Origin of the sequence: Paenirhodobacter sp. (assembly GCF_047600745.1) — a bacterium.
Classification (GTDB): Bacteria; Pseudomonadota; Alphaproteobacteria; order Rhodobacterales; family Rhodobacteraceae; genus Rhodobacter.
The window spans coordinates 1-23,000 of record NZ_JASGKI010000001.1 but is presented as its reverse complement, the minus strand read 5'-3'; the positions used below and the strand labels follow the sequence as shown (position 1 = coordinate 23,000).

Sequence of the window (23,000 nt, the reverse complement as noted above, 5' to 3'; positions counted from 1 at the left end):
GGGCCTGTCCTCTGACGTGGGTTTCGCGGCTGGCGCTGTTTTGGGGGCGGGGTTCCTGGTTGTCGTTCGCGCGCTGACGGATGGCCCTTGGGGAGGCGACGCGAAATGATCGTCACCACCACCCCTTCGATCGAGGGTCGCCGGATCACCACCTATCACGGCATCGTGGTGGGCGAGGCGATCATGGGCGCGAATATTCTGCGCGATCTGTTCGCCCGGGTGACGGATGTCGTCGGTGGCCGCTCCGGAGCCTATGAGGGCAAGTTGCAGGATGCCCGCGAGGTTGCCCTGCGCGAGATGGAAGAGCGCGCGCAGGCGCTTGGCGCCAATGCGGTGGTGGGGGTGGATCTCGACTATGAAATTCTGGGCCAGTCGATGCTGATGGTCTCGGCCTCGGGCACTGCTGTTACGGTCGTGATTTCATGAACAAGCCGACTCCCCCTTTGATGCTGCCGCCCGAAGAGGCGGAGGCCCTGCGCATGGCCTATGACGAGGCCGGGGTGATCCTGGAATACGGCTCCGGCGGCTCGACGGTGATGGCCGCGCAACTGCCGGGGAAGACGGTGTTTTCGGTGGAAAGCGATCCGTCTTGGCACCGGCATCTGGCCGATCTGTTCCGGGCCGCGCCGCCCGCGGCGCAGGTCGTGCTGCATCACGCCGATATTGGCCGGACCCGGGATTGGGGTTATCCGGACGGCACGCAGAACGCAGCGCGCTGGCCGGGCTATGCCGTTTCGGTTTGGGACCGGTTGGATTTCCGGCACCCGGATGTGGTGCTGATCGACGGGCGGTTCCGCGCCGCCTGTTTCCTGACCACGCTGTTTCGCATTACGCATCCGGTGACGGTGCTGTGGGACGATTACAAGGACCGCGACCGCTATCATTTCGTCGAGGATTTCTGTCCGCTGACCGGCATGGTCGGTCGGATGGCGATCTTCACCGCTCAGCCAATGGCCATTCCGGCCGAGAAGCTCGGCCTGATCCTGACAACCTTCCTGCGCCCGCAGTGACACGATGAAGGACTGAATCATGTTGGAAATCAACAATCTGCATGTCAAACTTGAGGAAGAGGATAAAGTTATCCTCAAGGGCGTCAATCTGAAGATCGGCGCGGGTGAGGTGCATGCGATCATGGGGCCGAACGGCTCGGGCAAGTCCACGCTGTCCTATGTCCTGTCGGGGCGCGACGGTTATGTGGTGACCGAGGGTTCGGCGAAGCTGGACGGGGCCGAACTGCTGGAGATGGAGCCCGAGGAACGCGCCGCCGCCGGCCTGTTCCTGGCGTTCCAGTATCCGGTCGAAATCCCGGGCGTCGGCAACATGACCTTCCTGCGCACCGCGGTGAACGCGCAGCGCAAGGCGCGCGGGCAGGAGGAACTGTCGGCGGGCGATTTCCTCAAGGTGATCCGGGCGAAGGCGAAGACGCTGAAGATCGACGCCGAAATGCTGAAGCGTCCGGTCAACGTGGGCTTCTCGGGCGGCGAGAAGAAGCGCAACGAGATCCTGCAAATGGCGATGCTGGAACCGCGGATGTGCATCCTGGACGAGACCGACTCGGGCCTTGACGTCGATGCGATGCGGCTGGTGTCGGAAGGGGTGAATGCGCTGCGCTCGCCCGACCGGTCGTTCCTTGTGATCACGCATTATCAGCGGCTGCTCGACCATATCAAACCGGATGTGGTGCATATCATGGCCGATGGCCGGATGCTTCAGTCGGGCGGGCCGGAACTGGCGCTGGAAGTCGAGCAGAACGGCTATGCGGATATTCTCCGGGCGCATGGTCTGGCGGAGGCCGTGTGATGTCGGTGGTCGAAAAGGCGACACGGCTGGATAGCCTGGCGGTTCCGGACGGCTTCGCGGCGCAGTCCCGGCGCGGCGCGCTGGAGCGGCTGACGGCGATGGGCCTGCCGGGGCGGCGCGATGAATACTGGCGCTGGACCAATCCGACGACGCTGAACGCGCCCGAAGCGGCGCCTGCGGCGGTGTTCCGGCAGGACGACAGCCCGGTTTTCGGTGATCTGGACCGGCTGAAGGTCGTTTTCGTCGACGGTGTGTTCGATGCCGACGCCTCCGATGATCTGGCGCTGGAGGGGCTGGAAATCTGCCGTCTGGCCGTGGCGCCGGAGGGGCATTGGTCCGCAGGCTTCTATGGCACGCTGGAAGAGGCGGGTCAGGTGCCCGTGCGCCGCCCCTTCGCCGCGCTGAACACGGCGGCGGCCACGGATGGCGTTCTGATCCGGGTGACGGGCCGGGTGGCGAAGCCTGTTCATGTCATTCATCTCCATGAATCAACGACTTCCGACCCGATCCTGCATCACTGCGTGAAGCTGGAGCCGGGCGCCGAACTGACGCTTCTGGAAAGCGGCACGGCGGGGGCGCGGTTCAACGGCGCGCTGGAGGTGGAGGTGGCCGAGGGGGCCCGGTTCCATCACCTGCGCACTCAGGGGATCGACCCCGAGCGCCGGGCGGTGACGCATATCTTTGCCCGGGTCGCGCGGGAGGGGCTGTTCAAGAGCTTCACCCTCACCGTCAACGGGCGGCTGACGCGGAACGAATGCGTGCTCTGGCTCGACGGGGACGATGCGGTGGCGCATGTCGCGGGGGCGGCGCTCGGCGATGGCGACTTCCACCACGACGACACCGTTTTCATTACCCACGACGCCCTGCGCGGCGAGAGTCGGCAGGTGTTCAAGAAGGTGCTGAAGCATGGCGCCGTCGGCGTGTTCCAGGGCAAGATCCTGGTGAAGCCCGGCGCGCAGAAGACCGACGGCTATCAGATCAGCCAGGCGCTGCTGATGGATGATGACAGCCAGTTTCTGGGCAAGCCGGAGTTGGAGATCTATGCCGATGACGTCAAGTGCTCGCATGGCTCCACGACCGGCGCGCTGGATCCGACGGCGCTGTTCTACCTGCGTTCGCGCGGGGTTCCGGCGGAGGAGGCGCGGGCGCTTCTGGTGCTGTCTTTCCTCGCCGATGCGATCGACGAGATCGAGGACGAGGCCCTGAAGGACGAGATCGTCGCACGGCTCGAAGGCTGGCTCGCGCGGCATCGCGGCTGATGGCGGCGGTCGACGACATCCTGCGCAGTTATCGCGCGCCCCGCGCCGTGGTGCGGGGCCTGCTGGCCCGTCCGCGGTCCGAGCCGTGGGGGCTGACCCTGCTGCTGGTCGCGCTGACCGTGATCTTTATCGGCCAGTGGCCGCGCCTGGCCGCGATCGAGACGCCGGAAATGCCGTTGACGGGGCTGCTTCTGGGCACGGCGCTGGCACTTGGGGCGACGGTGCCGCTGTTCTACGGGCTGGCGGCGCTCGGGCATCTGGTGGCGCGGCTGCTGGGTGGCCGGGGCGACTGGTATGGCGCGCGGATCGCGCTGTTCTGGGCGTTGCTGGCGGTGGCGCCCTTGATGCTGTTTCAGGGGCTTGTGGCGGGGTTCATCGGCATGGGACAGCAGCTTGCGCTCGTTTCCGCTCTGGTGTTCCTTGCCTTCGTTCTGATCTGGGGCGCGGGGCTCCGGGTCGCCGAATTCGAGGATCGCTGATGGATGCGGCTTTTCTGCGGGCGCTGATGATCGGCTCGCTGCGTGATCCGCGTGGCGCGGCACGGGCGCTGATGGCGCTGGACCTGCCGATGGCGGCGCGCTGGATGGCCTTTGGCGCGGTGATCTGCCTGTCGGCGGCGCTTGGCACGGCGGCGGAACTGCTGTTCGCCTTCGTGACGAAGGTGGACATCGGCGGCCCGACGCAACCCCTGCCGATGGCGCTGATGCAGGCGGGGCTGATCCTTTACGGCGCCTGGGCGATGACCTTCTTCGGTCGCTTCATGGGCGGGCAGGGCAGCTTCCCCGACGCGCTGATCCTGGTCGTCTGGCTTGAATTCATGCTGATCGCGGGGCAGTGCGTGCAACTGCTGATCATGGTGTTTTTCCCGATCATTTCCGTGCTGGGGACGGTCGCGCTGATCGGCCTGCTGTTCTGGCTGCTGACGCAATTCACCGCGGCGCTGCATGGCTTCAGCAGCCTGGCGAAGGTCGGGGCCTCGGTGATCGTGATCTTTCTCGGCAGCGGCATTCTTGCGGGAACGCTGCTGGTGTCGCTCGGCTTCGTGCCGGTGCCGGTTCAGATGTAGGAGGCCGCGATGTATGACGTCGCCCGCATTCGCGAAGATTTCCCGATCCTGAGCCAGAAGGTCAACGGCAAGCCGCTGGTCTATCTGGACAATGGCGCCTCGGCGCAGAAGCCGCGCGTGGTGATCGACGCGATGACGCGCTTCTACGAAGAAGAATATGCCAATGTCCACCGTGGGTTGCACCACCTTTCGACGGTGGCGACCGGGCGGTATGAGGCGGTGCGGGGGATCGTCGCGCGGTTTCTGAACGCGCCGGATCCGGAGGAGATCGTATTCTGCACCGGCTCGACCGAGGCGATCAACCTGATCAGCTATGCCTGGGCCGCGCCGCGGATGGAGGCGGGGGACGAGATCGTCCTGTCGCTCCTGGAGCATCACGCCAATATCGTGCCCTGGCATTTCCTGCGCGAACGGCAGGGGGTTGTGCTGAAATGGGTGGAGCCGGAAGCGGATGGCAGCCTCGATCCGCAGAAGATGATCGACGCGATCGGGCCGCGCACGAAGCTGGTGGCGGTGACGCATATGTCGAACGTGCTGGGCACGAAGGTCGATGTGAAGGCGATTGCGGCGGGGGCGCATGCGAAGGGCGTGCCGGTTCTGGTCGATGGTTCGCAGGGCGCGGTGCATGCGCCGGTCGATCTGCGCGATCTGGATGTGGATTTCTACGCGATCACCGGGCACAAGCTCTACGGCCCCTCGGGCTCCGGCGCGATCTGGATCCGGCGCGAGCGGATGGCGGAGATGCGGCCCTTCCTCGGCGGCGGCGACATGATCGACACGGTGACCCGCGACACGGTGACCTATGCCCATCCGCCGATGAAGTTCGAGGCGGGCACCCCCGGGATTGTGCAGCAGGTCGGTCTGGGCGTCGCGCTCGACTATCTGATGGGGCTGGGGATGGAGAATGTCGCCGCGCATGAGGTCGCGCTGCGCGACTATGCCCAGGCGCGATTCGCCGGGCTCAACTGGCTGAACATTCAGGGGAACGCGCCGGGGAAGGGGGCGATCTTCTCGATGACGATCACCGGGCCGGGCCATGCGCATGACGTTTCGACGATTCTCGACAAGCGCGGGATCGCGGTGCGCGCCGGCACCCATTGCGCGATGCCTCTGCTTGCGCATTACGGCCTGACAGCGACGGCGCGGGCGTCCTTTGGCCTGTATAACACCGAAGCCGAGGTCGATGCGCTGGTCGATGCGCTGGAACTGTGCCACGAGTTGTTGGCCTGACGTCGATTGCCCGTTGCGACCCGGTTCCCGATCGGGTATGCAGCGCCCAAGGCACCCGTAGCTCAGCTGGATAGAGCGCTGCCCTCCGAAGGCAGAGGCCACAAGTTCGAATCTTGTCGGGTGCACCAATAAAATCAATGATTTATACGATGGTCGCAGATGCTGCGTGATGCGGAAGGCATCACATAGGCATCACCGCAACCTAAGCGGCACGGACCGATCTTCGGCGAAAGATTCGGCGGTTGCTTCGCCCCTTGCTTCGGAATAGCGCCGTTACCATATCTCCGGCGTGGACAGTGGCGGAAGCCTGTGGGCGTCACGCTTCGGGCCGCGATCAGACAGGAAACGATCGCGCGAACGTGAACGCTGCACCGAAGGCTTTTGGCGATTGCGCCTGCATTTCGAACAAACCTATGATGACCGGCGCAACCAATGAGGTATTCATGCCAGTCCAACTTACGGGCGCAGTTCACGACTACTACGATTTCAAAGACGGTGGCATTGACGAAGATGAACTTCGGGAAGGCGACGTTCTGATACAGCCAAAGCTTGACGCGGCGGGGCGCTACGCCGCTCAAGGTCGCCACGCAAACCTAGGCTATTCGGGTTACTACGCGGGCTTTCTGTATGCCGATGGCGGCGCACGGCGGTTCCTGCAATGGAAAGACCTTTGGCCGATTGCAGAAAACACCTTCGCGGCGCAGCAGGACAAGCCACAAGCGGTGCGAGACATAGCCACGACGGTCGCGCGTCTTGCGGGAAGCGTGATGGTCAAGGCTAATGGCGGTTGGTGCCTAGAACGCGACGTTAATGCGATACTGGGGCGGCATCCCGTCGATTAAAAGACTTCGACGCATCGCTGCATCCAACGGAAAGCTTGTGAGCGCCCATGGGCGCTATTCTGCGGCGGGCGCGGCAGCGTTTACGAAGGTTTCGCGGGCTTTGTTCGACTGCACCGTGTCGTAGGCTGCGATTTTTAACTTCCGCATTCCGGCTTCGATCTTGTCAGCCTCCTTGTCAACTTCGACCGTATGAACCATCGCCGCAGCATCATCGGGCGCAAAGTGTTCAACAGCCGCCAGAACATCCCCCCGAAGTAGCTCAAGCCATCTCCGGTTCCGTTGGCCATCGTTTGTGAGCCCCCGTGTTCTGGTAAGTCCAGCTCCGCTCATGCTCGACAGGATGGCGTGGTGATAGATCTCGACGGACATATCCGGCGGGCCACTGCACAGGTGGAGCTGTGAGCTGTGGCTCAACGCTGCGCTATGGCGTCGCCATGGCCCTTCTGGGCGGGGGAGCCGGCGTGCCGCGTTGAACGTTGCAGAGCCGAAGGCGCGGCATCGAGAAGGTCGGACGCTCCGGCCGCAACGCATTAGGAACGCAGCCGGGCAGGGCATGGCGCCCTAGGGAACGGCGCCATTGCTTCGAGCGGCGGGTTTCGCGCAACGCTCCGAGGGGCGCCTCCATCGCCGCATAGCTGAACGGCGATCTGCTCGTCCGGCCCGTTCCCCGCATCATCACCCCCGTCCCGACGCGGCTGAGGCAAATGGCCGTCCTCGTGCCGAGTATTTCGGCAGGTCACGGAGTCCGATGGTGAATTTCTCTCGCAAATTGTGCTTGCGTCCCCTCCCGATCTCCACTAAATCCGCCCCCAGAACGCAGATATGTGCGCTGCAGTAGCTCAGTGGTAGAGCACTCCCTTGGTAAGGGAGAGGTCGAGAGTTCAATCCTCTCCTGCAGCACCATTTTCCCCTTAGCATATTGAATCCCGGCTGTTATCAGGGGGTTGGTTGGCTTCGGTGCCGCAGCATGGCCTTGCAGATGGCACAAACTCGACGGCCAGAACCGCCTGCCCGAAATCGTTCAGGGCGTTGAGTCCCGCGATGGCCTCCGCCACCTTACGCCACCTTAAAGCCGCCGCCTGATCAGGCGTCACCAACATCCGCCCATATCTCCCGAAAGATCGTAAGCGGTGTGCTCACCCCCCCTTCCTGCTGTTCGGTAAGCTGGGATGCGGCTCCAGGTGGAGATTTGCACGGGAGGTGTCATTGGGCGTCCATCGTGAGCGCCCTATGGAGGCGGTTGGGTTTGTGGAGCTTTTGGCGGCTCCGGCAGTCAAGCGGCGGTGGTCTGACGAGGCAAAGGGGCGGATCGTGGCCGAGACGCTGGCGGCTGGAGTGTCGGTGAACGAGGTGGCACGACGTCATTCGTTGCAGGCGAACCATTTGTCCGCGTGGCGCACACTGGCCCGGCAGGGCAAGCTGGTCGTGCCCGAGAGTGCAGGAGCGGAGTTCTGGCGCGCCTGTGGCTTTGCCAGAGCCGTCCGGAACGCCGGTCACGACGCCGATCGATCTGATCATTGGCGCTGTCATGCTGCGTCTGGATGCGGCAACGCCCGCAGCCCGGGTTGCGGAACTGGTTTTGGCGCTGCAGGCCCGCACGTGATTTTCCCGTCGAACCGGGTTCGGATCATGGTGGCGACGAAGCCCATCGACTTTCGCAAGGGCCATGACAGCCTGGCCGCGATGGTAAAGAACGCGTTGCGCAAGGATCCGTTCACCGGCACCGTCTTTGTGGTCCGCGCGAAGAAAGCCGATCGGCTGAAGCTGCTCTACTGGGACGGCACCGGGCTGGTGATGGCTTACAAACGGCTGGAGGAGCACAGCTTCACCTGGCCTGCGGTGAAGGACGGGTTGCTGACGATCTGGGACAGGTAGGCCCGGTTCATCTGGTCGAGCCGTTCGTTGATGGCGGTGTATGCGTCGATCTGGGCGCGGCGGTGGGCTGCGGTTTTCGCGCGGGCGCAGGTCGGGCAGGTGGTCTCGTCCCCGTTGCGCTCGGTGGCGAGGACGGCGGGACGAAGGAGTTGCCGCAGGTGGCGCAGATGGCCGTTGTGGGAGGCTTGACGGTGATGATGGTGCAGGTCATGGGTCGGATTTCCTCTTGGGTGATGATTGAGAGCCCCCCGTGGTTGACCGGAGGGCGCGCATCAGATGCGGATCAGGCCCGCGTGGACGGCACCGCCGAAGGACATGGCGGGCTTGCCCGGGATGCGGACCATCCATTCGCGGCGGTTCCGGTCGAAGCTGATGCACTTGCGCTCGGCGGGGGCCATGTCGGCGACCATCTGGGCGAAGCCTTCCGGGTCCGTGGGGGCAACTGTGCGAGGCGCGAGACGGCCTGTTGACCGAGGGCCGCCAGTTCTTCCTTCCCGGCGGTCCCTGCGAGGGTCGCACGGCGCGCCTGAAGGAGTTCGGCGTCGGAGAGGAAGTCCTCCAGCATCGGCACCGAGGCGCCAACGGTGGCAAGCGTGGCATTGGCCGAGGCGACGTAGCCCGCATGGACCTGCTTCGCCTGAACCTCCGTGAAGCCCGCCGGGAGCGCGTCCAGAGGCAGCTCCCCGGTGTCCGCCGCCCGGGCGATCAGCGCATCCGTGACGGCGGCCCCGTGGGCGGTGTCCACAGCGTCTCGGCGGTTCCCTCTGCCCGCCGGTGCCGCCCGATCGGCAGCATCATCGGCCGGCCCGAGACCGGATCGGGGACAATCCGGCTGTCCAGCCCGAAGACCGCGCGCACCGTCTCGGCGGTCAGCACCGTTTCGGGGGCGCCCTGCGCGTGGATGCCACCCTGCGCCATGGCGATCAGGTGGTCGGCGTAGCGCGCGGCGAGGTTGAGGTCATGCAGCACCATCACGATCGTCGTGCCCCGGTCGCGGTTGAGATCGGCCAGCAGGTCGAGCACGTCGATCTGATGGCTGATGTCGAGGTAGGTGGTGGGTTCGTCGAGCAGCAGGATTTCCGTCTGCTGCGCCAGCGCCATCGCGATCCAGACCCGCTGGCGCTGCCCGCCCGAGAGTTCATCGACGGCCTTGTCGGCAAGGTCCAGCGTGCGGGTGGCCGCAAGCGCATCGGTGACGGCGGCTTCGTCGCGCGGGGTCCAGCGGCCGAACAGGCCCAGATGCGGGTTGCGGCCGCGCGCGACCAGATCGGAGACGGTGATGCCTTCGGGCGCGATCGGCGTCTGCGGCAGCAGGCCCAGTACCTGCGCAAGGCGGCGCGGGGGAATGCGGGAAAGGGGGGTGCCGTCGAGTGTCACCTGTCCCGCGCGCGGCGGCAGCAGGCGCGAGAGGGCGCGCAGCAGCGTGGACTTGCCACAGGCATTGGCGCCGACGATCGCGGTGATCCGGCCCGGCAGGATGGCAAGATCGAGCCCGTCGATGACCTGCGCCGCGTCGTAACCGGCGGACAGGCCCCGGGCTTCCAGATGATGGGTCACAGCGAGCCTCCGCTTCGGTTGACGCGCACGATCAGCCAGATCAGGTAGGGCGCGCCGAGCGCCCCAGTGATCACGCCGACCGGATAGCGGGTGGGAAACAGGAACTGGCCCGCGTAATCGCCCGCCAGCACGAGCACCGCCCCCACCAGCGCCGCGGGCAGCAAGAGCGACCCGCCGGGGCCGACGATCCGCGCCGCGATCGGGCCGGAGAGGAAGGCGACGAAGGCGATGGGTCCGGTCACCGCCGTAGCCACCGCGATCAGCCCGACGGCGCAGAGGATCACCATCACCCGGGTGCGCGCGACATCGGTGCCAAGCGCGGCGGCGGTGTCGTCGCCAAGGCGCAGCGCCTCGATATCCCGCCCGCAGGCGAGGAGCGCGCCGCCGAACAACACCAGTGCCGCGAGGAGCGGGGCCGCCTGATCCATCCGCGCACCATTGACCGAGCCGGTGAGCCAGCGCATCGCTTCCTGAAGGCTCCAGGCCGGGGCGCGGGTCAGCACCCAGGCGATGACGCTTTGCAGCATGGCCGAAACGCCGATGCCGATCAGCACCAGCCGCGCCCCGCCGCCCCCCGAAAGCAGGTGGATGGCCAGCGCCGCCGCAAGCCCCGCCGCCACCGCCAGCACTGCCACCCCCGGCCCGGACCAGCCGAGCACGACGATGGCAAAGACCGCCGCCGCGCTGGCGCCCGAACTGATGCCGACGATATCGGGGCTGGCGAGGGGGTTGCGCAGCATGGTCTGAAACGCCACGCCGCCCAGGCCGAAGCTGACCCCCGCCAGCACCGACAGCACCGCGCGCGGCAGCCGCAGCCCGCTCACCGTGAAGCTGTTGGTTTGGCCCAGCAGGACGCGCAGCACCTCGCCCGGCGGAGTGAAGGACTGCCCCAGCATCAGGGTGAGCGCGAAAAGCGCGACGATCGTCGCGACCAGCGCGGCAAGGGTCCGGCGGCGGGTCATAGCGCGCGGACCTTCTGTTGCCGGACGATCCAGATGAAGACCGGCGCGCCGATCAGGGCGGTGACGATGCCGACGTCGAGTTCTCCGGGCCGGGCGGCGATGCGTCCGACCACATCCGCCGCGATCAGCAGCCCGGCCCCGCCGAGCGTGGAGAACGGCAGCAGCCAGCGGTAATCCGGACCCGAAAGCGCGCGGCACAGATGCGGCACCACCAGTCCGACAAAGCCGATTGGCCCGCAGGTGGCGGTGATCGCCCCGCACAGCAGCACCGCGCCAAGGGCGGCCATCGCCCGCGCCCGCGCCACGCTTTCGCCCAGCCCGGCGGCGAGGTCATCGCCAAGCGCCAGCAAGTTCAGCCGTCGCGCCGACAGCAGCCCGAGCCCGAAACCCGGTATCAGGAAGGGCAGCACCGGCACCACCCGCGCCCAGGTCGCGCCGCCGACACCGCCCACGGACCAGGCCTGAATGCCCCCCGCGATATCGCCGCGCGGCAGCACCACCGCGATCACCAGAGAGGCGAAGGCAACCGATGTTGCCGCCCCCGCCAGCGCGAGTTTCAGCGGTGTTGCTCCGCCGCGCCCGAGCGAGCCGACGGTATAGACGAAGGCCGCCGCCGCCCCGGCACCGCCGATCGCCGTCCAGATATAGGCGGGGAGGGTCTCGATCCCGAACCAGGCGACGCCCACCACCACCGCGAGCGAGGCGCCCATGTTGACGCCGAGGATCCCGGGATCCGCCAGCGGATTGCGGGTCACGCCCTGCATCACCCCGCCCGCAAGGCCAAGCGCCGCCCCCGCCAGCGCCGCCAGAACCGTGCGCGGCACCCGCATCGCCACCGCCGCCTGCGCCACCGTCTCCACATCTCCCGACAGCGCCGCGCGAATATCGGCCAATGTCACATCCCGCGTCCCCACGGCGACCGACAGCACGCACAGCGCTGCCACCAGCCCTGCCAGAGCCACCAGCGCGAAGCCCCGTTTCATGGCGCCTTGCGCGCCGCTTCGGCCAGCAGCCGGACATACTCGGGCAGCACCCAGGAGATCGACAGCGGCGTGGGGTTCGCCGCCGTGCCCAAGGGGTCACGCCCCAGCAGAACGATCAATTCATCGCGCACCGCCGGCATCCGGCGCAAGAGCAGGTTGACCTTGATCGCGTCGAACAGCTTCAGGCTGCCATAGGTCACGACAATATCCACATCGTCGAAATCATCGACCCGTTCGGCGCTGACCGAGGCCGCGAACTGCCCCGGCAGGGAGGCCGCCGCCACGCTGCGCGGCGCCGCAAGGCCCAGATCCGCAAAGAATTTCACCCGGGTGTCGTTGGTGGTGTAGAAATTCACCGTGCTCAGATCGGTCACATCCATATGGGTGACGAACATCGCCGTGCGGCCGTGCAGTTCGGGATATTTCGCGACCTCCGCGGCGATTTCGCCTTCGATCCGGGTGATCAGGGCTTCGCCGTCGGCGGCCCGGCCAAGGGCCAGACTGTTCAGCCGGATCATCTCGCGCCAGGCAGTGGACCAGGGCGCATCCGGATAGGCGATCACCGGGGCGATCTGGCTCAGCGTGTCGTAATCCTGCTGGCTCAGCCCGGAATAGGCGGCGAGGATCACATCGGGCCGGGTCGCAGCGACGGCCTCGAAGTCGATCCCGTCGCCTTCGTCGAACAGAACCGGCACCGGCGCGTTCAGCTCCGCCAGCCGCTCGCTGACCCAGGGCAGCACGCCGTCATCGTCGTCATCGCCGAAATTCGCCCGCGCCATCCCCACCGGCACGATGCCAAGCGCCAAGGGCACCTCGTGGTTGGCCCAGGCGACCGTGGCGACCCGTTCGGGGCGCGCGGGGATCGTCACCGTGCCAAGCGCATGGGTGAGGGTCAGCGGGAAATCCTGCGCCCGCGCCATCCCGGCCAGCATGAATACCGCCACGGCAATCCCGAGTAACACCCGCATCGGAGCCTCCTTTTTCGCGAGGCTTCCCCGACCGGGGGCTGCGCTGTCAACCCGCCGGAACCGCTTTGCCATGGTTTCCGACAAAAACCATGGGATTTCACAATACAGCCTGCGCCCGCACCGGCTAAGGGCGGGGAAACAGCTCCCCCCCGGCAGCCAGAAACCCACACAGAATCCGGACCCAGACATGCCCAGAAAGACCACCTGCCTCACAGCCCTGCTCGGATGCACCGCGCTCTGGACGACCGGCCTTTGGGCGCAGGAGAGCGCGGTGGAGCTTGATACCATCACCGTGAGCGGCCGCCCGGCCGATGACGATACGCGCTCCGTCGTCCCCGGAAGCACCACCGCCGGGTCGAAGATGGCCACCGACATCCTCGACACCGCCGCCTCGGTCTCCGTCATCACGGCGAAGGACATCCGCGACCGGGGCGCCACGACGATCGAAAAGGCGCTACAATACACCCCCGGCGTGGTGACGCATTTCTACGGCTCCGACGACCGTTTCGACTATATCCGCGTGCGCGGCTTCGACGCCTTTACCTATCGCGACGGGCTCAGCCTTGGCGCTCCGTTCGGCGCGCTGCGCGAGGAACCCTATGCCTATGAGCGGATCGAGGTGGTGAAGGGCGCGAATTCCTCGGCCTTCGGCATCTCGGATCCGGGCGGTTCGGTCAACTACCTCAGCAAACTCCCGCGCAAGGAGAGGTTCGGCGAGGTCTATGCCACCGGCGGATCGTTCAGCCATGCGGAACTGGGCTTCGACTTCGGCGACAATATCACCGCGGATTCCACGCTGTCCTGGCGGCTGACCGGGGTGCTGAAGGATGCGGAGAAGGAATACGATTACTCGAAGGACGACGAGACCTTCCTGATGGGCGGGCTGACCTGGCGGCCGACCGACCGCACCAGCGTGACGCTGCTCGCCGATTACCTGAAGCGCAACTCCACCCCCGGCAGCGGCGGCCATCCGATTGGCGTGGACCTCGACCGCAGCGTCTTCCTGGGCGAGCCGGATTACAACAGCCGCAACAGCGACCGCAAGACGATCAGCGTGATGCTGGACCATGACTTCGGCGGCGGGCTGACCTTCAGCTCCGGTCTGCGCTACAGCAAGGAAAAGAACAGCTTCGCCTATGCCTATCTTCAGGATGGCACGGTGGATCCGACGGTCTCGACGGTGGTGGATCGGCTGTTCTTTGGCAACCGCAACGACAAGGAACGGTTCAGCATCGACGCCCGGCTGCAATATGACACCACCTTCAACGGCGTGGGCAGCCGCACGCTGGGCGGGATCGAATACTGGGCGACGAATGGCGACGATCGGATCTATTCCGGTCCCGCGCCCTCGATCGACTGGGCGCATCCGGTCCATAGCGGCAAGCCCGCCTCGGTGCCGATCTTTTCCGTCACCAAGCGCGACAACAAGGCCACCGGGGTCTATCTCCAGCAGGAATTCACCTTTGCCGAAACGGTGATCCTGTCGCTCGGCCTGCGGCACGACTGGATGGATATAGACCAGCGGATGACCTATTATCTGTTCCCGGGTTTTCCGCCCTTTGAAACCGGCGGCACGAACGAGGTCAGCGAAACCACGCATCGCGCCGCGCTGACGTGGAAGATCACGCCCGAGGTTTCCGTCTATGGCAGCTATGCGGAATCGGTGGCGCCCGCCGATCTGGGCATCGAACCCGCGCGCGGTCGGCAGTCCGAAATCGGCGTGAAATACCGCCCCGACGGGATGCGCGCGCTGTTCACCGCCGCGGCCTATGACCTGAAGAAAACCAATGTCAGCGTTACCGATCCGGTGACCTCCTCGCCGCGCGCCATCGGCGAGGTGCGTGTCAAGGGGGTCGAGGTCGAGGCAAAGGCGGAGCTGACCGAAGCGCTGAGCCTGGTGGCGGGCTGGACCCATATGAAGTCGGAAATCCTCGAAAACGGGCTGGGCGGCAACGAGGGCAACCGCGTCCCCTTCGTGCCGAAGGAACAGGCGTCGCTCTGGGCGCTGTATCAGGTGCCGGGGCAGGACATCACCCTGGGCCTTGGTGCGCGCTATGAGGGGTCGTATTTCTACGCAGAGGACAACACGAAGAAGAACGCGGGCTTCACCACTTTTGACGCCAGCTTCAGCTATCAGGTCCGCGAGGATACGGCGCTGTCGGTCAATGTGTCGAACCTGTTTGACAAGAAGGCCGTGGCCAATGGCGGCTACGGGGCGGATTGGTTCAACGAGGGCCGCACCATCACCGCCACGCTGCGCCACACATGGTAGGCTCAGCCCTGCACCCGCCGCCACGCGGCGGGTGTGGCGCCGGTGACCTGCCGGAAGGTCCGGGTCAGATGCGCCTGATCGGAAAAGCCAAGCTGCGCCGCGATTTCGGCCAGCCGCAGGTCGCTTTCCCGCATCAGGGCCTGCGCCCGGGTGACCCGCTCCCGCGCCAGCCATTGGTGCGGGGTCTGGCCGGTGCTGCGCTTGAAGGCGGCGGCGAACCAGCTTTCGGACAGGCCGACCACCTGCGCCATCTCCGCCACGGTGAACCGAAGCTCGCGGCTTTCCTCCAGCCGGGCACGCAGGCGTTTCATCTGCGCCCCGGTCAGCCCACCCTGCGCCTGCGCGGGTTCGACCGGAATGTCGAGCATCCCGGTGACGATCCCGGCCACCAGACTTTCCGCATAGACGCCATGCTTCTCCGGCACGGCCAGTTCCTTCACCAGAAGCCCGGCCAGCGTTTCGATCGCGCTCAGATCCTGAATCTCCACCGGCGCGCGCAGGGCCCCGAGCGCCGCCGACTGCCCGAGCGAGGGCGTCAGGAACCGCAGCAGCCGGTCCTTGTGCAGATGCAGGTCAAGGTGCGAGAAACTGTGCGCGGCGGTGAAATTCGTCCACATCGGCATTCCGGCGGGTACATAGACCGCCCGTGTCATCGGGCGCCAGGCATCCGCGCCGCCGTTGGTCAGCCGGATCTGCTCCGACACGTCGTTGAAGAAGATCACGATCCGCGGATCCGGCGACAGGTAATAGCCATGCGCCGCCGGGCGGCCCTCGGCCTGCCAATGAACGCCGATCATGCCGTCAAGGCTGCGCCAGCGCACCGGATCGGTGACCCGGATGCCTTCGGTAAAACTGGTCATGGAATGCCTGAAGCTCATCGCCCGATCTTCCGCTTGTCCGTGGTGGAGGAGAAAGCATACCTGACGGAGGCCGCGCCGGTCCTGCATTGGGGAGCAATCCGCCGTGGATATTGCGGCATTCCCCCCGGCGTTGCAATATCCCCGACCGAAGAGGAGCCCCGATGACCCCACATGGCATTTACGAAGGCCCGCTGCCGGATGATTTCCTGTCGCATATGCGGATGCACCTGACCGAATACGGCTATGCCCCGCGCGATGCCGAGGGCTGGACCGAGATCGACATCGGCCCGGCGGTGGTGCGGCTGCGCACCGGGCCGCTCCGGATCGAGTTTCTGGGCACCAGCGAGGCGCAGCGCCATCAGTTGCGGGAGATGGCGCTCTATCTGCTCGATCACCTCTGCCCCGAGGCCGGGGCGGGGATCGTCTGGCAGGGGTTCCCGCCGTTCGAGGGCGCGCCGCCGAGCTTTCACCTTGGCCGTCTGGCCGGGCGGCGGCGGATCAGCCCGGGGTTCATGCGGATCGACCTCGACTGTGCCGATACCGCCGCGCTGACCACCGGGGGGATGCATTTCTCCCTGCTGCTGCCGCCCGACGATGCCGCGCCCGAATGGCCCCGGCTGTCGCCCGAAGGCCGCACGATCTGGCCCGGCGGCAAGGCGCAACTGCATCGCGCGGCCTATACGTTCGTCACGCTCGATCCCGGCGCGGGGCGGTTCAGCTTCGACATCTTCCTGCATCCCGGCAGCCGGACCAGCGATTGGGCGGAGCAGGCGCCGCTGGGCGCGCCGGTCGGCCTGACCGGGCCGGGCGGGGGTGATTTCCCGCCGGGGGAGCGGATCCTGCTGGCGGGGGATGAAACCGCGCTGCCCGCGATCCGGCGTATTCTGGAACATTCCGCGCCGGACCGGCACTGCACCGTGCTGATCGAGGCCGACAACCCCGAAGACCACCTCCTCGACCCGCCGCCCGCCTGCAAGGCGCTGCGCTGGGTTGACCGGGGCGGGTTGTGGGAGGCGCTGCGCGAGACCCCCGCGCCCGAAGGCCCGGACCGCTTCGTCTGGGTCGCGGCGGAACAGGATACCGTGCGCCGCGCCAAGGCCCATTTCCGCGCCACTGCCGGGCTCGCCGCGCGCGAGGGGTATTTCTCAAGCTACTGGACCGGCAAGCCGGGCTGATCAAACCCGGGGCATCGGCACGACGCCATCAGGGCTTCGCGTTCCGCGCGCGCGGTGGCCGCGCGGCGCCGGGCTTCGGCCAGAATCTCCGGGCGGGCACGCGTCGGCTGGCCGGAATCGAAGGGCGGCGCTGGGGCGTATTCGAGCGAGAGCTGGATCACCTCGGCCTCGTCCCGGCCCAGCAGTTCGGCGATGATGGCAAGGCCGAAGTCGATCCCGGAAGTGACGCCGCCCGCCGTGATCACGGGACCATCGCGCACCACGCGCCCCTCTGTCGGGACTGCCCCGAGCCCCGCGAGCAGGTCCATCGCGTTCCAATGCGTCGTCGCCCTCCGCCCGGTCAGCAGCCCCGCCCGGCCCAGCACCAGCGCCCCGGTGCAGACCGAGGTGACGAACCGCGCCCGCGCGGCCTTGTCACGGAGGAAGGCAAGCACCGTGTCATCGTTCAGCAGCGCATTCACCCCGCCGCCGCCCGGCACGCAGATCACATCGAAATCCGGCGCTTCGGCGAAGGTCATGTCCGGCGTCAGCCAGAGCCCGGAGGAACTGCGCACCGGCGCGCACGTCTTCCACAGCAGATGCACCTCGGCGCCCCGTGCCCCGGCGAAAACCTCATAGGGGCCGGTCAGGTCCAGCAGTTGCACGTTCGGAAAGCAGAGAAGGGCGAAACGTAGGGTCATCGGGGTCTCCTGTCTTGACGGAGGGGGAATAACGCGAAACGTTTTGGCATGACTGCCAATCATCCCACGTTTCCAGCCAATATGACCCGAAGGATCGAGATTTTGATGTTCCCCGGTGTCCAGGTGCTGGACGTGACCGGCCCGGCGCAGGTCTTTGCCTATGCCAATACGCTCGGCGGCGGCGCACTTTACGAAACCGCGCTGCTGGCGGAGGAGGCGGAGGTAACCTGTAGTGCGGGGATCACGCTGCGCTGTCGGGAATTGTGCGAAGCGCCGTCGGATACGGTGATCGTCGCGGGGGGTGGCGGGGTGAACGGGGCCTGCGCCCGACCCGCGCTGATCGGCTGGCTGCGCGGGCGCGCGGAGGCGGTGCGACGGATGGCTTCGGTGTGCAGTGGTGCGTTCCTGCTGGCGGAAGCGGGGCTGCTCGATGGCCGACGCGCCGTGACCCACTGGAACCGCTGCGATGAATTCGCCGCGCGCTTCCCGAAGGTGCGGCTGGAACGGGATCCGATCTTCCTGCGCGATGGGGCGGTCTGGACGTCGGCCGGGGTTACGGCGGGGATCGACCTGGCGCTTGCGATGGTCGAGGAGGATCACGGCCGGGGTCTCGCCCTTGCCATCGCGCGTCAGCTTGTGGTGTTTCTCAAACGGCCCGGCGGGCAGTCGCAGTTCAGTGTGCCGCTGGAGCTTCAGCACGCGGATGACCGTTTCGCGGATCTGCACGCCTGGATCGCGGGGAACCTGCGACGGTCGCTGACGCTCGATGTTCTGGCGGAGCGGGCGGGGATGAGCCTGCGCTCCTTCGCCCGCCATTACCGGCAACGCACCGGACGGACGCCGGCGGAAACGGTCGGGCTTCTGCGGCTGGAACGGGCGCGGGCGCTGCTGGAGCAGGGCACCCCGGTCGCCGCCACGGCGCGCGCCTGCGGCTATGGCTCCGCCGAGACGATGCGGCGGGCCTTCGTGCACCGGCTGGGCGTCGCGCCGCGGGACTGGCAGGAGCGGTTCCGGCGGTGAGTGGATTTCCGCCGAGGGCCAGTCTGCGCCTTGCGTTTGGCCTGTCTGTTTCCCGGTTGGGCGGTTTGCAGGCGGCGGCGGTAAAGGGCCAATCTGCCGGTCGCGGCATGCAGATCTCGCCTGGTTTCCTGCGAGCCGCATTGGTGGAGAGCGTCGGGGAGTGGAACAAAAGCGGCCAGCCCGTGGGGGCCGAATACCCCGCACCCATGGCGGATTGCACCCCTCTGAAAGCGCGATTGCGGCGCCGGGGCTTTGCACCCCTTGGCCTGGGTTTGCTGAACCGTGCCACAGTTTCGGCTTGCGATGCAAGAGGCTTATCCTTTGAGTCTTTCGTCAAATTCCGTGGATCAAAATTTGAATAGGCGCCGGGGGTGTGTCGCAGGATGGTTCATCGGTTGTGCGAAATGTCTGGGATGAGGGGGATTTTTCCTCGTTCTGGATAATATGTGGCGCTTCAATAATGCCACTGCCAAAATCAGAGTTCGCAGTTCATCATGCAGGGACGAATTGATCCGATGGTTCGCGGGGGGGCGAACCCATCGGAATTGGCAGGGACGCATCCAACATCGACGGGCGATTCCGCTATGACCCGTTCTTTGTTGATCCGATCCGTTCACTGTCCAGAAATGACCCGGATCCGGACTGAATCGGCTGGGGTGCGCGGCCCCCTGCGGCCGGCCTTTCGGCGGGGTTTTGCCCGTTATCGCTGTCTGTCCGAGACGGATTGACATTGCCCCTTTGGCGGGGCAGTTTCACTCCACTCACCTGGGGAGTTCCGACAAGGGGCTGAGATACTGCTGTGCCGCAAGGCAGCGCAGGGACCCGTTGAACCTGATCCAGTTCACACTGGCGTAGGGATGGTGCGGATGTTCCCTGGGCGTATTCCCGGGGGCATTCTTCCTCCTCTCCAGATCGTGCTGGGTCTCCATGCGCATCGCGAGGAGCCTGACATGACCGACGAACCCCTGAACGTGACGACCGGGCCGCTTCCGGCCTCGACCCGCATCTGGCTGAGCGGGGAGCGTTATCCCGATATTCGCGTGCCGATGCGCGAAATCGCCCTGCATCCGAGCGCGGGTGAACCGCCGGTGCGGGTTTATGATTTCTCGGGGCCCTATACCGATCCGGCGGCGGAGATTTCCATTGAACAGGGCCTGCCGCGGTTGCGCGAAAGCTGGCTGCGCGATGTGGAAAGCTATCAGGGGCGGCATGTCAGGCCCGAGGATAACGGCTTTGCCGCAGGCGATCGGCTGGTGCCGGAATTCCCGCGCCGCCATGCGCCGCGCCGGGCGGTGGGCAAGCCGGTGACGCAAATGGCCTATGCCCGCGCCGGGATCATCACGCCGGAAATGGAATTTGTCGCGATTTGTGAAAACCTTGGCCGAAAGGCTTTGCGCGCGGCGCGGGATGGGCAGGATTTCGGCGCCGCGATCCCGGATTACGTCACCCCGGAATTCGTGCGCGAGGAAATCGCGCGGGGGCGGGCGGTGATCCCGGCCAATATCAACCACCCGGAACTGGAACCGATGATCATCGGCCGTAATTTTCTGGTGAAGATCAATGCCAATATCGGCAATTCGGCGGTGACGTCTTCCATGGCCGAAGAGGTCGAGAAGATGGTCTGGGCGATCCGCTGGGGTGCGGATACGGTGATGGACCTGTCCACCGGGGCGCAATATCCACAATATCCGCGAATGGATCATCCGCAATTCGCCGGTGCCGATCGGGACCGTGCCGCTTGATCAGGTCTTGGAAAAGGTCGGCGGCATTGCCGAGGATCTGACATGGGAGGTGTTCCGCGATACGCTGATCGAACAGGCGGAGCAGGGGGTGGATTATTTCACCATCCACGCCGGGCTTCGGCTGCATCATATCCCGCTGACGGTGGACCGGGTGACGGGGATCGTGTCGCGCGGTGGGTCGATCATGGCGAAATGGTGCCTGCATCATCACCGCGAGAGCTTCCTTTATGAGCGGTTCGCGGAAATCTGCGATATAATGCGGGCCTATGATGTGACCTTCAGCCCTGGGTGACGGGCTGCGACCGGGCTCGATCGCCGATGCCAATGATGCCGCGCAATTCGCGGAACTGGAAACGCTGGGCGAATTGACTTAGATCGCCTGGAAGAAAGACTGTCAGGTGATCATCGAAGGCCCGGGCCATGTGCCGATGCACAAGATCAAGGAGAATATGGAGAAGCAGCTTGATGTCTGTGGCGAGGCGCCGTTTTATACTTTGGGGCCGCTGACCACCGATATTGCGCCGGGTTATGACCATATCACCTCGGGCATCGGCGCGGCGATGATCGGCTGGTTCGGGACTGCCATGCTGTGCTATGTCACGCCGAAAGAACATCTGGGCCTGCCCGACCGGGACGATGTAAAAACCGGGGTGATCACCTACAAGATCGCCCCATGCTGCCGATCTGGCGAAGGGCCATCCGGCGGCGCGGGTGCGTGACGATGCGCTGTCGCGTGCGCGGTTTGAATTCCGTTGGGAGGATCAGTTCAACCTGTCGCTGGATCCGGATACCGCGCGGGCCTTTCATGACGAAACCCTGCCGAAAGAGGCGCATAAACTCGCGCATTTCTGCTCGATGTGCGGGCCGAAATTCTGCTCGATGCGGATCAGCCACGACATCCGCGCCGAGGCGCAGAAGGAAGGCATGGCGAAAATGGCAGAAAAGTTCCGCGAAGGTGGCGATCTTTACCTGCCGGCGGACGAGAAGGTCTGATCGCGCCGGAAACAGGGTGCCCGTGACCTGACCGGTTCATCCGGAAAAGCGGGGCGTCCTCACATCACCCGAAACCCCCTTTGCCGCAAGGGAAAAGGGGGTTTTGCCATGCTTGCCGGTCAGGTGCGTTTGCCGGAACTGTGATGTTCCGGGTGGCTTGCGTTCAGGTGTTTTTATGTAATAACATTACATATCCTGAACGACCCCACCCATGCCGGACCTGCATCAGCCTTCGCCAATGCCCTATGGCGGATCGCGTCGCGCAGATCTGTGCCGAACGGGGTGTCCGCTTCACCCCCCTGCGGCGCGTGGCGTTCGAGGCGCTGCTGGCCTTCAACGGGCCCGCCGGGGCCTATGACCTGATCCGGGCGCTGCAACTCCGCCTCGGGAAACATGTTGCGCCGCCCACGGCCTATCGCGCGTTGGAGTTTCTTCAGGAGCAGGGTTTCGTGACCTGGATCGAGACGCGCAACGCCTTCCTGCCGTCGTCGCATCCCGAAGACCGGAACCTTGGGGCGTTCCTGCTGCGCGATCATTGCGGTGCCACGGTCGAGGTGGAGTTCCCCGAACTGGATGCGGAGTTTGCGTGCTGGGCGAAAGCGCTCGGGTTCCGCGTCGGGCGCCGCGTGGTCGAATTGCAAGGCACCTGCGCGGAGTGTCAGGGGGAGAGCGCGCCGCCGGAAAAGGGGCGGGCATGAGCGCGCCCATTCCCATCACGCTGCTGACCGGGTTTCTGGGCAGCGGCAAGACCACGGTTCTGAACACCCTGCTGCGGATCCTCATTTCGCCCGCACGGCGGTGATCGTGAATGAATTCGGTGCGGTCGGGCTGGATCATGAGCTGGTGGTGGAACAACTACGGAAACCATGGTGCTGCTGCAATCGGGCTGCGTCTGCTGCGCGCTGCGGGGTGACCTGCTGGACACGCTGGATAGACTTGGACGCGCGCCGCGATGAACTGGGGTTCGGGCGGGTGGTGATCGAGACGACGGGCCTCGCCGATCCGGCGCCGATCCTGCACACGCTGCTGACCAGCGTCGACCTGTCCGAGCGTTTCGCGGTGGATGGCGTGGTGGTCACGGTCGATGCGGCGACCGGATTGGCCAGCCTGCGCGAGCATGAGGAGGCCCGGCGGCAGGTGGCGCTGGCAGATCTGGTCCTGATGAATAGATCTGCCCGAGGCGCAGGACGCGGTGCGGCAGGAGATCGCCGCGCTGACCGCTGCACCTGTCTTGGCGGTGGTGAACGGCGCGGTGGATCCCGCGCGGCTGACCGGCCTGGGCCATTTCGACCCGTCGATGAAGGCGGCGCAGGTGCAGGCCTGGCTGCGACAGGAAGTGGTGCCGGAGCCGCATCTGACCGGCCTTGCGGCGCAAAAGCACCTCGATGCGATCCGCGCGGTGTCCTGGGTGGTCGACAAGCCGCTCTCGGCCACCGCCTTCGATCTGTGGATGGAGATCCTGATGGCGCGGCGGGGCGGCGACATCCTGGCGGTTCAAGGGATTGATTTATCTGGAGGATATGCCCCATCCCTTCGTCGTCCACGGGGTGCAGCACATCTTCCACCCGCCGGTGCTGCTGCGCGACTGGCAGGGCACGGACCGGCGCACGAAGCTGGTGCTGATCGTGCGCGACTTCACCGATCCGGAGTTGGAGGATCTGTTCGCGGCGCTGACCTCGGTCGAGGTTGCCGGACGAGCTGCCGGGGGGCTATCTG

At 65.8% G+C, this 23,000-nt stretch carries 24 protein-coding genes, 2 tRNA genes, 1 pseudogene and 1 riboswitch; of the genes and pseudogenes, 19 read left to right on the top strand and 8 right to left on the bottom strand.

Translation table 11 applies throughout. The features are described from left to right. Window positions 1-105: 105 nt before the first annotated feature. The 9 genes from QM789_RS00135 (at window position 106) to QM789_RS00095 (ending at window position 6,197) form a co-directional block, all read left to right on the top strand. Window positions 106-426 (top strand): heavy metal-binding domain-containing protein, encoded by a 321-nt coding sequence (locus QM789_RS00135; protein ID WP_420349977.1) that lies wholly within the window; start codon window positions 106-108, stop codon window positions 424-426. Continuing rightward, complete coding sequence (locus QM789_RS00130) at window positions 423-1,010, top strand: hypothetical protein (RefSeq protein ID WP_420349976.1); 588 nt, start codon at window positions 423-425, stop codon at window positions 1,008-1,010. Before QM789_RS00135 ends, QM789_RS00130 begins: the two co-directional genes overlap by 4 nt. A gap of 19 nt (window positions 1,011-1,029) precedes the next feature. Then, the gene (sufC, locus tag QM789_RS00125) at window positions 1,030-1,800 is read left to right on the top strand and encodes a Fe-S cluster assembly ATPase SufC (RefSeq protein WP_420349975.1); all 771 of its coding nucleotides are present in this window, start codon (window positions 1,030-1,032) and stop codon (window positions 1,798-1,800) included. Continuing rightward, window positions 1,800-3,059, top strand: coding sequence for a SufB/SufD family protein (locus QM789_RS00120; RefSeq protein WP_420349974.1), 1,260 nt, complete (start codon window positions 1,800-1,802; stop codon window positions 3,057-3,059). Before sufC ends, QM789_RS00120 begins: the two co-directional genes overlap by 1 nt. Further along, the gene (locus QM789_RS00115) at window positions 3,059-3,538 is read left to right on the top strand and encodes a YIP1 family protein (RefSeq protein ID WP_420349973.1); all 480 of its coding nucleotides are present in this window, start codon (window positions 3,059-3,061) and stop codon (window positions 3,536-3,538) included. Before QM789_RS00120 ends, QM789_RS00115 begins: the two co-directional genes overlap by 1 nt. Further along, window positions 3,538-4,125 carry a YIP1 family protein gene (locus tag QM789_RS00110; RefSeq protein WP_420349972.1) on the top strand — a complete coding sequence of 196 codons (588 nt, stop codon included), beginning with the start codon at window positions 3,538-3,540 and terminating at the stop codon, window positions 4,123-4,125. Before QM789_RS00115 ends, QM789_RS00110 begins: the two co-directional genes overlap by 1 nt. Window positions 4,126-4,134: 9 nt before the next feature. Continuing rightward, a complete protein-coding gene (locus QM789_RS00105; RefSeq protein WP_420349971.1) occupies window positions 4,135-5,355 on the top strand; it encodes a cysteine desulfurase in 1,221 nt (406 codons plus the stop codon). Between the two features lie 51 nt (window positions 5,356-5,406). Further along, window positions 5,407-5,483: transfer RNA gene (locus tag QM789_RS00100), tRNA-Arg, on the top strand. 231 nt (window positions 5,484-5,714) lie between these two features. Further along, window positions 5,715-6,197: a hypothetical protein gene (locus tag QM789_RS00095; protein ID WP_420349970.1), complete on the top strand. Its 483-nt coding sequence runs from the start codon at window positions 5,715-5,717 to the stop codon at window positions 6,195-6,197. A gap of 54 nt (window positions 6,198-6,251) precedes the next feature. Here the strand turns inward: QM789_RS00095 and QM789_RS00090 are convergent, their stop codons facing one another. Beyond that, the gene (locus QM789_RS00090) at window positions 6,252-6,566 is read right to left on the bottom strand and encodes a hypothetical protein (protein WP_420349969.1); all 315 of its coding nucleotides are present in this window, start codon (window positions 6,564-6,566) and stop codon (window positions 6,252-6,254) included. Window positions 6,567-7,025: 459 nt separating this feature from the next. Here QM789_RS00090 and QM789_RS00085 point away from each other — a divergent pair. Together QM789_RS00085 and tnpB are read left to right on the top strand one after the other, a co-directional pair. Then, window positions 7,026-7,100: transfer RNA gene (locus QM789_RS00085), tRNA-Thr, on the top strand. A 408-nt stretch (window positions 7,101-7,508) separates the two neighbouring features. Then, window positions 7,509-8,072, top strand: a complete 564-nt coding sequence (gene tnpB / locus QM789_RS00080) for an IS66 family insertion sequence element accessory protein TnpB (RefSeq protein WP_420349968.1) — start codon at window positions 7,509-7,511, stop codon at window positions 8,070-8,072. Between the two features lie 272 nt (window positions 8,073-8,344). Here the strand turns inward: tnpB and QM789_RS00075 are convergent, their stop codons facing one another. The 5 genes from QM789_RS00075 to QM789_RS00055 all read right to left on the bottom strand — a co-directional run bounded on the left by QM789_RS00075 (window position 8,345) and on the right by QM789_RS00055 (window position 12,542). Continuing rightward, complete coding sequence (locus QM789_RS00075) at window positions 8,345-8,482, bottom strand: hypothetical protein (protein ID WP_420349967.1); 138 nt, start codon at window positions 8,480-8,482, stop codon at window positions 8,345-8,347. 295 nt (window positions 8,483-8,777) lie between these two features. Then, window positions 8,778-9,629, bottom strand: a complete 852-nt coding sequence (locus QM789_RS00070; RefSeq protein ID WP_420349966.1) for an ABC transporter ATP-binding protein — start codon at window positions 9,627-9,629, stop codon at window positions 8,778-8,780. Beyond that, a complete protein-coding gene (locus tag QM789_RS00065) occupies window positions 9,626-10,591 on the bottom strand; it encodes a FecCD family ABC transporter permease (protein ID WP_420349965.1) in 966 nt (321 codons plus the stop codon). Before QM789_RS00065 ends, QM789_RS00070 begins: the two co-directional genes overlap by 4 nt. Continuing rightward, on the bottom strand, window positions 10,588-11,574 hold the full coding sequence (locus QM789_RS00060; RefSeq protein ID WP_420349964.1) for a FecCD family ABC transporter permease: 987 nt from the start codon (window positions 11,572-11,574) through the stop codon (window positions 10,588-10,590). Before QM789_RS00060 ends, QM789_RS00065 begins: the two co-directional genes overlap by 4 nt. Next, entirely contained in the window at window positions 11,571-12,542 is a 972-nt protein-coding gene (locus tag QM789_RS00055; protein WP_420349963.1) for an ABC transporter substrate-binding protein, read from the bottom strand. The genes QM789_RS00060 and QM789_RS00055 overlap by 4 nt, the downstream gene beginning before the upstream one ends. A 187-nt stretch (window positions 12,543-12,729) precedes the next feature. Here QM789_RS00055 and QM789_RS00050 point away from each other — a divergent pair, with 187 nt between their 5' ends. Continuing rightward, window positions 12,730-14,814: a TonB-dependent siderophore receptor gene (locus QM789_RS00050; RefSeq protein WP_420349962.1), complete on the top strand. Its 2,085-nt coding sequence runs from the start codon at window positions 12,730-12,732 to the stop codon at window positions 14,812-14,814. A gap of 2 nt (window positions 14,815-14,816) precedes the next feature. Here QM789_RS00050 and QM789_RS00045 read toward each other — a convergent pair whose 3' ends face one another. Continuing rightward, window positions 14,817-15,692 (bottom strand): helix-turn-helix domain-containing protein, encoded by an 876-nt coding sequence (locus QM789_RS00045; protein WP_420349961.1) that lies wholly within the window; start codon window positions 15,690-15,692, stop codon window positions 14,817-14,819. 143 nt (window positions 15,693-15,835) lie between these two features. Here QM789_RS00045 and QM789_RS00040 point away from each other — a divergent pair, with 143 nt between their 5' ends. After that, complete coding sequence (locus QM789_RS00040; RefSeq protein ID WP_420349960.1) at window positions 15,836-16,849, top strand: siderophore-interacting protein; 1,014 nt, start codon at window positions 15,836-15,838, stop codon at window positions 16,847-16,849. Here the strand turns inward: QM789_RS00040 and QM789_RS00035 are convergent. Continuing rightward, on the bottom strand, window positions 16,825-17,529 hold the full coding sequence (locus tag QM789_RS00035; RefSeq protein ID WP_420349959.1) for a DJ-1/PfpI family protein: 705 nt from the start codon (window positions 17,527-17,529) through the stop codon (window positions 16,825-16,827). The genes QM789_RS00040 and QM789_RS00035 overlap by 25 nt on opposite strands. Window positions 17,530-17,577: 48 nt before the next feature. Between QM789_RS00035 and QM789_RS00030 the strand changes: the two genes are divergently transcribed. From QM789_RS00030 to QM789_RS00005, 6 genes and pseudogenes are all read left to right on the top strand, one after another. Continuing rightward, complete coding sequence (locus QM789_RS00030) at window positions 17,578-18,549, top strand: GlxA family transcriptional regulator (protein WP_420349958.1); 972 nt, start codon at window positions 17,578-17,580, stop codon at window positions 18,547-18,549. 756 nt (window positions 18,550-19,305) lie between these two features. After that, a riboswitch (TPP riboswitch) is annotated at window positions 19,306-19,425 on the top strand. A gap of 74 nt (window positions 19,426-19,499) precedes the next feature. Next, window positions 19,500-21,284 (top strand): annotated as a pseudogene (gene thiC, locus QM789_RS00025) (phosphomethylpyrimidine synthase ThiC). Window positions 21,285-21,529: 245 nt separating this feature from the next. After that, window positions 21,530-21,982 (top strand): Fur family transcriptional regulator, encoded by a 453-nt coding sequence (locus QM789_RS00020; protein ID WP_420349957.1) that lies wholly within the window; start codon window positions 21,530-21,532, stop codon window positions 21,980-21,982. After that, window positions 21,979-22,086, top strand: coding sequence for a GTP-binding protein (locus tag QM789_RS00015; RefSeq protein ID WP_420349956.1), 108 nt, complete (start codon window positions 21,979-21,981; stop codon window positions 22,084-22,086). The genes QM789_RS00020 and QM789_RS00015 overlap by 4 nt, the downstream gene beginning before the upstream one ends. 64 nt (window positions 22,087-22,150) lie before the next feature. Next, entirely contained in the window at window positions 22,151-22,240 is a 90-nt protein-coding gene (locus QM789_RS00010; protein WP_420349955.1) for a hypothetical protein, read from the top strand. A gap of 546 nt (window positions 22,241-22,786) precedes the next feature. Beyond that, window positions 22,787-23,000: GTP-binding protein (locus QM789_RS00005; protein WP_420349954.1), on the top strand; the 214-nt coding region annotated here is incomplete at its 3' end.